Source organism: Aneurinibacillus terranovensis DSM 18919, assembly GCF_000430625.1.
In the GTDB taxonomy this organism is placed as follows: domain Bacteria; phylum Bacillota; class Bacilli; order Aneurinibacillales; family Aneurinibacillaceae; genus Aneurinibacillus_B; species Aneurinibacillus_B terranovensis.
Genome location: NZ_AUMJ01000017.1, coordinates 1 through 12,045 on the forward strand (window position 1 = coordinate 1; position 12,045 = coordinate 12,045).

Genomic DNA, 12,045 nt, shown 5'->3' on the forward strand with positions numbered 1-12,045 from the left:
TGCCAAGAACAAATAATGATCATGAACTTTTCTTCCGTACCATAAAGCGTAGGCACCGTCGTATAACGGGGTTAAGATCTTGGAATCGTTACATAATGCGGCACGGTGAATATATCGTTTTTGCTGAAGATGCAATTTCAGATCCTTGTATTCTCTCAAGATTAGCTACTGTACCTTTTGATGCCTACATCAATGAAATGAAAAAATGGGAAGAAAGAACAAAAGAGCATATTCAACGATTTCAATTTAAAAGAGATCCAGACCAATACCTTAAATGCGTAGAAGAAAAATGGCTTAATCAACGATTGTGTTAGTTAAGCCGTCTAAGAAAAAAAACGAATCACGCCTCCCGTTCCACCGAAAGTGACGGGCGAGTTGGAAGCCAAAATCATTGCGCTTAGTTGCAGCGAACTTCCGGCAGGAATAAGCAAGTGGTCACTACGTCTATTGGCCGACAAAGTCGTCGAACTTCAGTACATTGATAGCATTTCCTGTGATACGATTGACCGCATTAACCTTTTGAGTCAGCCCCGTCAAATAAAAAGCCCTTCCTATCCTTATCGATAAGAAGAGCTTTTCGAATTGCTTTTCTAACTCCTTTTATTTCTTTTCCACACCCGACTGCTGCAGCAGTTCACTAAATACGGCCGCCATATCCATGTCTTCCATCTGATGGTTCATGGCCGCTGTGTAGCTCTGGTACGCCGCTGACGTAGCCGGCAGGACGCTTCCATTTTCCCTGGCCTGTCCCAGGATAAGTCCGAGATCTTTATGCATATGCTTTAAGGCAAAGGCAGCGGGATACTCTTCCCTAAGCAAAGAATCTTTTTTAAACCCAAGGAACGGAGAAGCTACAGCAGCCTGCTGCATCATTTCAAGTACCAAGCCGCGATCGAGAAAAAATTTCTCCGCCAGGACAAGCGATTCACTGATGCCCTGCATCGTAATACCGAGCATGAGGTTAATCACAAGCTTGGCCTTTGAACCGCTTCCGTTCTCCCCGAAATACAGGGTAGTTTTTCCCATCGCTCTAAAAACATCACCGATTGATTCAAAAACCTGTTTGTCTCCGCCGCCAAGAATGACAAGCGTACCGTTTTCTGCTGCATTCGAACTGCCCGATACCGGAGCGTCGATCATCGTTACCCCCATTTCTTTGGCCACTCCGGCAAGAAAGATAGAGGTGTCCGGTGAAACGGTGCTCATATCCACCAGGATTGTCGGCGCTTCTATGTATTCTATGATTCCATTGTCGCCGGTAACGACTTCTTTCACTGCCTCATCATTGGAAAGCATCGTGATGACGACATCTTTTTCTTTTACAACGTCAACCAACGTTTCTGCAACCGTAAGTCCTTTTTCTTTCAAAGGCTGCAGGCGCTCCTTTGAACGGTTATAAACGGTTACGTCAAAACCGGCTTTGTGAAGGTTAAGCGCCATGGGGGCCCCCATCATGCCCATGCCGATAAAACCTACTTTCTTCATGTCATCCACTCCTAATCCTGTTTATTCATAACATTTAAATTATACAACACTCGATGAGGAAAGTTTATCCGGAAAGGTTATTGATGATATATGTTTTTAAATCCACAAGCCTTGGGTTTTTAAAAGCGTCAGGTTCCTCATCAGTAATCATAAGTGGGACAATCGAATCGGTCGTGTGCAGAGATCCGTGGCACGCTCCCCCACGATGTACAGCATCATGTTTCGTGATAAATTCGCATCCGGGTACCGCCGTAGCCACAATCACCTGCCCTTCACGGGCGTACAAGGCTCCATATAGCCTGGAGCAAATATCGGGATACTTTCCATATTCCATAAGCGCTGATGGCGATGTTCCTTCTTCCCTGAGTACAGCGTCGATTACAGAAAGATCCCCCTCGAGCACCCACTTCCGTCCATACGGGTCGATAGCCTGTTTCAAAGAACCGGACTCGTCGTTCCCATCCCCGCCTCCTTTACTTTGCCCTTTTGCGGCGGGTGAAAAATATAAACTTTTTTCCCCGTGCTGCACGTGTACCCCATTATGTTTCTTCCACGCCAGTAAATCGATGCGCTCTTCTTTTTTCAATCGATGGACAATCTCCTCCAAAACCCCATCCTTTAAAGGATAAAAATAACACGCACGTTCATTATTACAAATAACAAAATCGTCCTTGTCCGGATTCACTGTTTTAGTAAATGCTACGGCCTTATCGAAAAAAAAGCGTTCTAGATTGATCGTCCCCTCTTTGCGTGCTTTAACTTTTGTCTGGCCGTGATCCCCTGTGATAATAAACCGGCAGCGCTGCAACGCTTGTTCAAATCCGCCAAAGCTGTTTACCAAACGGCCGATTTGCTTGTCAACCTTTGCCAGAATCGCCGCCCCTTTTTCCGGGTTTCGGTGGTAGGCAAAATCCGAATCCGAAAGATAAATGGCCGTAAAGTCGGCAAGCCTGTCTTCCTTTATCATCCGGCAGGCAATATCTATCGCAAAGCTGTCATTTAGGCCGTACTTTTTAAAAATGGACTGGTTGAAGCTCCACGGAAGCGGCCGCCCATAGGAGGGAATAAAATTCCCCATACTGCATACGGAAGGGCCGGTTGCTCCCGAACGTTTTAATTTCCACAAAACCCATCTCATCAATCCGGGCTTGGTTACCCTATGATTTGCTTCCGCCCTGTGAACCGCCATATTTATCGATGCACATGTCTTACTATCCCGGGCCAACTCCTCAAATATCGTTGTCGTATTTGGATTTAAGTGCTGCTCATTTAAACCGATAAGAACATCCTCCGCACACCGGGTAAGCCCCATTCGCCAAACCGCTTTCCATCCATTGATATAATTCACAATTCGTTTTTCTTCATGGCTGTACCAGACAAGACCCGGCACAGCATGCTCCTCCGGGTAGCACCCACACATAAGCGAGGAGTCAATGGAGGCCGATACAGTGGGAAACACGGACACACAATTATCCCAGAAGGCACCCCGCGCGGCAAGCGAAGATAATGTGGGAATCATCTTTTTTTGTCTGGCTTCCCGAAAAATATGAGGCATAAATGAATCGATCAGGATAAAGATGATTTTCTTAGTCATACGCGCTCACCTTCCCTTTATTTAGTCTTCCTTTTATTCATTTACCAATTGAAATATTTTTATTTACAATTACTTCCCGATTCAATACACTATAAGTGAGTAATCACTCATTTATTTGCTGAGGGTGGTGTATTGCATGAGAAAACGATATCTTTTGGTGACTTTATTTGCTTTCTTACTTCTAACGGGATGCCAAGAAAAAAAGGGGCCGGCTGTCTACTCGGGTACGATTGAGGGGACAGAAATTCTAATCCAGAGCGAACTGGCCGGGGCCGTTGCGAACATGCTTGTTGATGAAGGTGCAAATATAAAAGCGGCGCAGCCGGTCGCAAAACTTGACGACCGTGCGTATCTGCTGCAGGTTCAGCAAGCAAGAGCCGGGGTGGACGCTGCGCGTGCCAAGTTCGAAGAAGCAAAGGCCGGCAGCCGGTCGCAGGAAATTAGTCAGGCTTTATCCCAGGTAGAGCAGACTCAGGCTGGAGTGGAATCGGCGCAAGCCCAGGCGAAAGCGGCAGCCGACCATATTGCCATGCTGCAGGCAAACCGGTCTCAGCTTGTCAGCCAGCTGGATGGTGCCCGGAAAACCTTGGCGTATCAAACAAAACGCCTGCATAACGCAGAAATTTTATATAAAGAAAGTGCGATCGCGCAGCAGGATATGGACGCGTTGCGGGAAGCCGTCAACCAGGCACAGACGCAAACAGATAATTTGAAGGCGCAAATTCAGTCGTTCGACGCCCAGATTACCCAGGCAGAAAATGAACAAAAAGCGAGTGAGGCGGGTCAAATATCAGCCGTTTCCAGCGAGAAAGCGGCGCAGGCAAAGCTCGACCTGTTAAAAGCAGGCAACACGGATTATACGCTCCGTAACCTCCTGGCCCTTGTCGAACAGGCGGACAGCCAGCTTGCCCAGGCGAAGCTAAATGAGGCGAAAACGGTCATCCTATCTCCTGATGATGGCATTATGCTACGCAAACATGTGGAAAACGGAGAAATTATTAAACAGGGGGCAACGTTGTACACGCTGCTTAAAAAAGGAGAATTAAAGGTTGTTGTCTATGTGCCGGAAGCACAGCTTAATGAGGTAAAGGTAGGCGAGCCGGCCTCGATTGCCGTTGACGCTTACCCTGATCAAACATTCAAGGGCAAGGTTACCCGCATTGCCAGCGAAGCAGAGTTTACCCCGAAAAACGTCCAGACACCGGATGAACGGACGAAAATGGTATTCGCCGTCACCGTTGAACTTACGGAAGGTTTGAATGTGCTAAAGCCGGGCATGCCGGCCGATGTAACGTTTGCCAACCCCCTAAAAGCGGGTGAGAAGAAATGAATAATCGCCCCGCTATTTCCTGTGAAAATTTAACGAAGCGGTTCGGCAGCCTTCTGGCAGTAGACAACGTTTCCCTGACCATACCTAAGGGCAGCATTGCCGGGTTTCTTGGTCCGAACGGATCAGGGAAGTCGACGGTTATCCGGATGCTGAGCGGGATTCTCACCCCTACATCCGGTTCCGGCCAGGTGCTTGGCTTCAATATTCTAACCGAGTCAGAGACGATTAAGCACCACATCGGCTATATGTCCCAGAAATTCAGTCTGTATGAGGAGTTGACCGTCGCTGAAAACCTCGACTTCTATGCCGGAATATACGGCCTGAGCGGATCCGGAGCCAGGCGGAGAAAAGAAGAATTGATTGCGATGGCCGGGCTAACCGGGCGGGAAAAACAGGTATCCGGATCTTTGTCCGGCGGGTGGAAACAGCGTCTGGCCCTATCGTGCGCGCTACTGCATGAGCCGGAAATTCTCATTCTTGACGAGCCGACTGCCGGAGTCGATCCCGTTTCACGGCGAATTTTCTGGGAGGTAATTCACCGACTTGCGGATGAAGGGATTACGATTCTTGTCAGCACCCACTATATGGATGAAGCGGAAACGTGTGATACGATTAGCTTTATATTTTTTGGCAAGCTGCTCGTCTCGGGAACGCCTGCAGAGTTAAAAAAACAATCAAACACCGCCACACTCGATGATGTATTCATCAAACTGGTTGAATCGCAGGAAAACCATTCGCTGCAGGAAGGTGGCATGCGACGTGGCTAACCCAAACACCCGATTCAGTTATTCCCGATTTAAAGCGATTGTGAAAAAAGAATTTCTGCAAATCCGCAAGGACCGGGCGAGTCTGGCGATTGCAGTAGCGATGCCAATCCTCCTCCTGCTGCTTTTTGGCTACGCGGTCAATACCGATGTGAATCATCTGCCGACAGGCGTATGGGATCAAGCGAAGACGAAAGACAGCCGCGAACTAACGAAAGAGTTTACCAATACGCTGTATTTCGATCATCTGTATAATGTAGAAGGGTATGCTGAACTGCAGAAGTTAATGGATCAAGGAAAAATTAAAGTAGCCATTGTTTTCCCACCTGATTTTAGTTATAAACTGGATACCGGAGACCAAACTTCCATTCAGGTCATTGTGGACGGGGCTGATCCGAATGTGGCGCGTACGGCTGTGTCGAATGCTCAGCTCATTGTGCAAAATAAAGCAGTCACCCTTCAGGCAGATATTCTGCGCGCTCAGGGACAGGCAAAATTTTCGATGCCGATTACCACGGATATACGCGTTCTTTACAACCCTAATATGAAAAGCTTACTGTTTAACGTACCGGCGCTCATTGGCCTGATTATGCAAAATGTGACGACCATTCTCACGGCTTTTGCGCTTGTCAGAGAAAAAGAGCGAGGAACGATGGAGCAGTTAATCGTTACACCGGTTCGCCCGAGTGAACTGATTCTTGGTAAACTCGTTCCTTATGTAGGTGTTGGCCTGTTTTCCTTCACCATTGTGCTGGCTACAGGGATTATGTGGTTCGGGGTACCTGTAAAAGGGAGCATTGCCCTTCTCATCGTGCTAAGCCTGCTGTTTCTCGTGACAACACTGGCGATAGGCATCCTGATTTCCACTGTGGCTAAGACCCAATTGCAGGCAATGCAGATGTCGTTTGCCTTTATTCTGCCCAGTGTGCTTCTTTCCGGTTTCATGTTCCCGCGGGAGACAATGCCTTTGGTTATTCAATGGATTGGAAGCGTCATTCCCCTGACTTATTTCCTTGAAATTTTGCGCGGAATTTTCCTCAAAGGAATCGGACTGGAAGAATTGTGGCTGGACACACTTTCGTTACTCACCTTTACCTTCTTATTCTGCTTTGTTGCCATTAAGCGGTTCCGAAAAAAATTAGAATAGTCAGGAGGGCTTTGCATTGGATCATCAGGAGATTTTCGACCAGGCCATCCAGGGTATGCTGGACTCATTAAAAAATGAACAGGAGATGACCGAAAAGCAGCGGCGCATTCTGGAATCAGCGATTAAGCTTTTCGCGGAAAAAGGGTTTCACGCATCTTCGACAAGCGAAATTGCGAAAGATGCCGGCGTTGCGGAAGGAACCATTTTCCGGCATTTTAAAACAAAAAAAGATTTACTGTACGCGTTAGTGGCTCCGATGCTGATTAAATTCGCCTCTCCTTTAGTGTTAAAGGATGTGAAGCGGATTATGGGCGATGCGGAACAGCCGGCCGATCAAATCCTGGAACAATTGCTGCACAACCGGTTGGAACTCATTAATCAGAACTGGCCCCGCATGAAAATCATTATGCAGGAGGCGCAGTTTCACCCCGAAATTATGGATGCTATTGTCGAAAACATTGCCCGAGAGGCACGCTTACTAGGGGAGAACTTTGTTCAAACGCGTATGGATGCAGGGGAATTTAGAGATTTACCCGTTAAAGCCGTGATCCGTGCGATCGTCTCCACCGCACTTGGCTATATCTTTTTTCAACATATGTTTCCTAACGAAGAAAACGACCGCACCGAAGAAATCCGAACCATGGTCGATATTTTATTGAACGGGATAAAAAGGAAAAACCCGGATTAACCGGGTTTTTTTAAAAACCAACAATAGATTTAAATTTTGGAAATCAAGCTTTGATAAGAGAAGTAACAACATTAAGATAAAGCATTTAACAAGTTTATATTAAAGGTAGTTATTGCAATGTTTATCTTTACTGTTTTAGTTGGATGTTCTTCATAAAGCAAAGAGCAAGCCTCTAAATCTAATGAAAATGCTGCATCTCAGCAAGAGAAGAAAAATAATTATCGTTTTAAGGCTAAATACAGAGAGTGTAGGTTTTAGCCGGTAAAGGAAACGTTCGTAGATGCATCGAAATCGGTTTCTTTTTGCTTTTTTCCCGCTTCCCAGTGCTTCACTGGAGTTTGGAGGTGCTTTTAGGCCCGATTGTCTCCATCATTGAGCTACCCGGATGTTTCGGGCCTCGCGTTCAACCGCGAAGCAAATCTATTTCCTCTTCCGTTAGCTCCCGGTATTCTCCCGGTTCCAACTCTTCATCCAGACTGAGATTTCCCATGGTTAGCCGTTTTAAAAAGATAACCTTTTTACCGACCGCCTGGAACATGCGTTTTACCTGATGAAATTTCCCCTCATAGATCGTCAGCTCAATTTCGGAAATGGTCCCCTGACTGATAATGTTTAGCTCGGCAGGAAGGGTTGTATACCCGTCATCAAGGGTAACGCCTTTCTTGAATTTTGCCGCGTCTTCTTCGGTCACACGGCCTTCAATCCTGGCAAAATACATTTTGGGTACATGCTTTTTCGGTGATAATAATTCGTGGGCCAGCTTGCCGTCGTTTGTCAGCAAAAGCAGGCCTTCCGTATCCTTATCAAGGCGTCCCACTGGAAACACGTCAAACGAATAATATTCAGGGTCGAGTATATCAACCACGGTTTCATCCACCAAATCCTCCGTGGCAGATACAACCCCCTGCGGTTTGTTCATCATCAGGTAAACTATTTCCCGGTAATGAACAACCTCCCCCGCGATCACAATTTCCTGTGTTGACGGATCGACATGCATGCTCGAATCTTTGGCAACGACTCCGTCTACCCTTACCATTCCGTTTTTGCATATTTTTTTAATTTCTTTACGGGAACCGTAGCCCATATTGGCCAGTATCTTGTCCAATCTCATCGTTTCACCTCGTGACGAAAAACATGCTCGCCAAAGTTTACTCTCTCTTATAATACAAAAAATAAGGGAGCCATCGCTCCCTTATTTAGTTAGTCATCCGCATTTAGTTACTCATCGGCGCCTACTTCTTCTTCCTCAAGTTCACGGTTTTCATTTTCATACCAGTTATCGAGTACTTTGGCTTCCAGAACTTTGCATTCTATATAATTAACCTGGGCATTGGTGAATAAATGTTTCCATTCAATATCCAGTTCCTTCGCCATGCGTACAATCGTTAACAGTTCTTGCCATGCAACATACCGTTTATACCAGAAAAATTGAGGATGCTCATTCATATACGGATACAGATCATCAAATTCCGTATGTTTACAATCCAGGGCACGTTCAAAATGCTGTTTAGCCCGGGCTAACTGCTGGTCAAAAAACAGGGACATATCTGTGGCGGCCATGACAACCCCTCCTATCTTCTCCTCGTTCTTTTATTATAACACAAATAGTCAGGTACTTGAAAAATCAGTTTAAAGCCAACTGTTATTGATTTGTGCCTGTTAAGTCCTGCTGTTGAACGATGCCGCCCGGTTGCGGAGACTTGTGGTGGTGCTTACCGGAACTGTTTCCGATGCTGGTACCCGGTTGCGTAACGGTGCCGCTGTTCGTTGAGCCTGGATTGCCATTTGTCGTTCCCGTATTGCTGCCCGTCGTGCCGGTGCCACCGGTTCCTCCGGTATTGCCGCCGGAATTCGTCCCATTCGGACTGTTTCCGCCCGTATTGCTGCCATCCGTATTCCCGTTTGGATTAGGGGCTCCCCCATTTCCGTTCGGGTTATTTCCGCTATTATTATCATTTGGATTCGTTCCGCCTGTCTGATTCCCACCATTCGGATTATTCGGATTGTTCGGGTTCACAGTACCGGGGTTTGGCTGATTCGGCACGGTGGTAACCGCCATATTGGACATTGTTCCTTCCTGCCCGGTTGCCTTGTTATATGGAACAACAACATATGAATACAATTGGTTGGGGTCATAGCTATCCGTATAGCTCGTTGAACCCGTTTCCGCTACAAGTTGTTTATTGGCAGGTGAGCCCATAAATTTAAACACGCGATACATCATGTCACTACCGCCGCTGCCGGTCCACGAAAGTTTAACCGATGAACCTTCAACAACCGCGGATAAACCGCTGGCCGCAGGTGTCTGATTCTGCTGTACCGGCGGTGGTGTGTTATCCACCCCGTCCGGCTTCGTAAAGTCGTTAATCGGTGTACCTTGCAGAGCCTGTGACATAACTTTTCTGAACATCTTCGCCGGATAAGCCCCCCCTGTCGTGCTCAGATGGTGCTGGTCATCCGTTTTATCGAATCCCATCCAGACCGATGCTACATAATCAGGCGTATACCCGACAAACCAGACATCTTTATCCTGATGGGTCCCTGTTTTCCCTGCAACAGGGTGGTCAAAGCGGGCGGATCTTCCAGTCCCTTCCTGGACAACCCCCTGGAGCATTTGCGTCATATAATACGCCGTTTTTGGCGATACAACCGGAGTTGGATCCTTATCGCCCTGCACGACAAGGTTATCATCCTGTGTCGTGATTTTTTTAATCGCATGGCCGATAGACATGTTCCCATTATTAGGAAAAGCAGTGTATGCCTGTGCCATTTGAATCGGCGTAGCGCCATAATCCATTCCGCCGATGGCAATCGCAAGATTACTTTCTTCATCAGGCCGGACAGGGATACCGAATTTTTTCAGGTAGCTTACCCCTTTATCGATACCAATTTTGTTCAGCGTCCAGACCGCTGCGGCATTTCTCGAATCGACAATCGCTTTATACATCGTCATCGGGCCGCCGTACCCCTCATTGCCAAAATTTTTAGGCGTCCAACCATTATAAGATTTTTGGTCATCATCCACTGTACTATCAGGCGTCCAGCCCTCTTCAAGCGCAGGAGCGTAATCGACTAACGGTTTAATTGCCGAACCCGGCTGACGGGGAACATCCGCACGGTTCAGCCCTTTTGCGACATAATCACGCCCACCAACAAGCGCGGTGATGCCGCCTGTTTTAGCTTCCATGACAACCATTGCCGACTGAACCTTGCGATCATGTGCCGGACCGCCTTCCGGAAAGTTGTTGGCGTCCTGGTATTCTTTATACATAATATCCTGGGTTTTCGGGTCAAGATACGTATAGATTTTGTATCCGCCCTGGTAGAGCTGATCCCCCGGAATACCGAGTTTCGTTTCCGCTTCTTTGGCCACATAGTCCATATAAGCCTGGTAAGCGGCCGTATTTTTCGGCTTGCTCTGCACAACGGTGAGCGGCTCAGCCTGAGCCTGCTGCATCTGTTCGCTGGTGATATATCCATTCTTCAGCATTAAAGAAAGAACAAGATTTCTCCGCTGCAACGCCGCATCGTGATGGTCATCAGGTGAATAATTATTCGGCGCTTTTGGCAGTGCCGCAAGAGTAGCGGCCTGTGCCAGCGATAATTTGTCAACGGACGTGCCAAAATAATATTGAGAGGCTGCCTGAATTCCGAAAACGCCATGTCCGGCATAAAAACGGTTCAGGTACATTTCTAGGATTTGCTCCTTGGAAAATTGACGTTCAAGATTGAGCGCAATCATAATTTCCTTCGTTTTACGCATAAACGTCTTGTCGTTTGTCAAAAAGACATTCCGGGCCAGCTGTTGGGTAATCGTACTCGCACCCTCCGCCTTGCTTCCCGTCGTAATGTCCTTAAAAATTGCCCGGGCAATCCCTATCGGGTCGACTCCATTGTGTTCATAAAAACGGCTATCTTCCGTTGCAATAAACGCGTTCACAATATTTTTCGGGATTTTATCAAACGAAATGTTCTCACGTTTATCTCTTTCCAGCTTTCCAACAACCGTTTTTCCGTCGTTGGCATACACAGTGGATCCCTGCATTAGGTCAAGCTTCTTCATGTCAATCATCTGGTTTCCTGCCACGTATAATGCCGAACAGCCGCCGATGCTTAAAAGAACGGCCAGCGCAGCGAGGATAAAGATAATTTTCCACGGTCCTCTTTTACGCCCGCGCTTCTTCCTGGCGCCGGACTTTTGTGACGTGTTTACTTCCATCTTATTATTTACCCCCTAATTTTTGCAGCAAAGACACCCATACTAATCATATCAGAAAATCAAAAAAAATGGTTCAAGCAGTTTATACCTAACCGCTTGCATACCGATTCTACCTCTTTTTTCTTAAAGAAAAAAGAGCCGTCCGGCTCTTTTTCTATCTACCTTTCTGATACGCATATTTTGCCTGCTTGATTACGGTCATCGCATCACGAAATTCTTCCGGCTGAATCAGCTTCTCGGCATAAAGTTCACGCAGTTCTTCTTCCCACATCTCGTAATCGCTTACGGGATCCCCCATATAAATCACGATGCCAAAGCGGCGAAGAAGGTCTTTCACATGCAGGACGGTTTTAATCTCGTACATAAGTGACCTAGCCTTCAAACCCTTCTTTTCGGTACTCCACCGTTACTTCCGTGCCCAGTCCCCCGCGCGCGTTCCACACCGCTTCCACCTTCATATAGAGGGGATCGCAGACTCTAACCAAATCTTCGAGAATTCTGTTGGTGGCATGCTCCTGATAAATCCCTACATTCCGGTATGAGGTCAGGTAGTACTTCAGCGACTTCATTTCAATCAGTGTTTCGTTTGGCACGAATGTGATTTTAATATCGGCAAAATCAGGCAGCCCTGACCACGGGCAGACCGATGTAAACTCGGTCGTCGGAATTATTACCTCCGTTTTTTTTCCAATGTATTCGTATGGCAGTGTCTCCAAAATATCTGCCATAACGGCAGATTCGTCCTGGGTGTCAAACCGGATTTTATTATATTTATCATGATTATGTTCAACATGGCTCATGTATTCCTACGCTCCTCA

The 12,045-nt window shown here is 46.9% G+C and carries 12 protein-coding genes and 1 pseudogene; 6 read left to right on the plus strand and 7 right to left on the minus strand.

Annotation, left to right across the window (positions count from 1 at the left end; translation table 11 throughout):
- The coding region (locus tag H525_RS0103725) for a hypothetical protein (RefSeq protein ID WP_211236966.1) at window positions 1-314 on the plus strand (314 nt) is incomplete at its 5' end.
- A 25-nt stretch (window positions 315-339) separates the two neighbouring features.
- Window positions 340-513: pseudogene (locus H525_RS26935) on the plus strand (helix-turn-helix domain-containing protein); the annotation flags it as partial.
- 87 nt (window positions 514-600) lie between these two features.
- On the opposite strand, the gene H525_RS0103730 reads toward H525_RS26935, so the two are convergent.
- Window positions 601-1,485 carry an NAD(P)-dependent oxidoreductase gene (locus H525_RS0103730; protein ID WP_027415085.1) on the minus strand — a complete coding sequence of 295 codons (885 nt, stop codon included), beginning with the start codon at window positions 1,483-1,485 and terminating at the stop codon, window positions 601-603.
- Window positions 1,486-1,549: 64 nt separating this feature from the next.
- The gene (locus H525_RS0103735) at window positions 1,550-3,079 is read right to left on the minus strand and encodes an alkaline phosphatase family protein (protein WP_027415086.1); all 1,530 of its coding nucleotides are present in this window, start codon (window positions 3,077-3,079) and stop codon (window positions 1,550-1,552) included.
- A 136-nt stretch (window positions 3,080-3,215) separates the two neighbouring features.
- On the opposite strand from H525_RS0103735, the gene H525_RS0103740 reads away from it, so the two are divergent.
- Genes H525_RS0103740 through H525_RS0103755 form a run of 4 tightly spaced genes read left to right on the plus strand, consistent with a single transcriptional unit; the run spans window position 3,216 to window position 7,008 of the window.
- Window positions 3,216-4,409, plus strand: coding sequence for an HlyD family secretion protein (locus H525_RS0103740; protein WP_027415087.1), 1,194 nt, complete (start codon window positions 3,216-3,218; stop codon window positions 4,407-4,409).
- Complete coding sequence (locus tag H525_RS0103745) at window positions 4,406-5,176, plus strand: ABC transporter ATP-binding protein (protein ID WP_027415088.1); 771 nt, start codon at window positions 4,406-4,408, stop codon at window positions 5,174-5,176. Before H525_RS0103740 ends, H525_RS0103745 begins: the two co-directional genes overlap by 4 nt.
- Window positions 5,169-6,320: an ABC transporter permease gene (locus H525_RS0103750; protein WP_035099868.1), complete on the plus strand. Its 1,152-nt coding sequence runs from the start codon at window positions 5,169-5,171 to the stop codon at window positions 6,318-6,320. The genes H525_RS0103745 and H525_RS0103750 overlap by 8 nt, the downstream gene beginning before the upstream one ends.
- Before the next feature lie 16 nt (window positions 6,321-6,336).
- Entirely contained in the window at window positions 6,337-7,008 is a 672-nt protein-coding gene (locus H525_RS0103755) for a TetR/AcrR family transcriptional regulator (protein WP_245590391.1), read from the plus strand.
- 403 nt (window positions 7,009-7,411) lie between these two features.
- Here H525_RS0103755 and H525_RS0103760 read toward each other — a convergent pair whose 3' ends face one another.
- From H525_RS0103760 to queF, 5 genes are all read right to left on the minus strand, one after another.
- Entirely contained in the window at window positions 7,412-8,119 is a 708-nt protein-coding gene (locus tag H525_RS0103760; RefSeq protein ID WP_027415091.1) for a pseudouridine synthase, read from the minus strand.
- 107 nt (window positions 8,120-8,226) lie between these two features.
- A complete protein-coding gene (locus H525_RS0103765) occupies window positions 8,227-8,568 on the minus strand; it encodes a hypothetical protein (protein WP_027415092.1) in 342 nt (113 codons plus the stop codon).
- 82 nt (window positions 8,569-8,650) lie between these two features.
- On the minus strand, window positions 8,651-11,227 hold the full coding sequence (locus tag H525_RS22705; protein WP_051330781.1) for a transglycosylase domain-containing protein: 2,577 nt from the start codon (window positions 11,225-11,227) through the stop codon (window positions 8,651-8,653).
- Between the two features lie 154 nt (window positions 11,228-11,381).
- Complete coding sequence (locus tag H525_RS0103775) at window positions 11,382-11,591, minus strand: YqgQ family protein (protein ID WP_051330782.1); 210 nt, start codon at window positions 11,589-11,591, stop codon at window positions 11,382-11,384.
- A gap of 7 nt (window positions 11,592-11,598) precedes the next feature.
- Window positions 11,599-12,027 (minus strand): preQ(1) synthase, encoded by a 429-nt coding sequence (gene queF, locus H525_RS0103780; protein WP_027415094.1) that lies wholly within the window; start codon window positions 12,025-12,027, stop codon window positions 11,599-11,601.
- Between the last annotated feature and the right edge of the window lie 18 nt (window positions 12,028-12,045).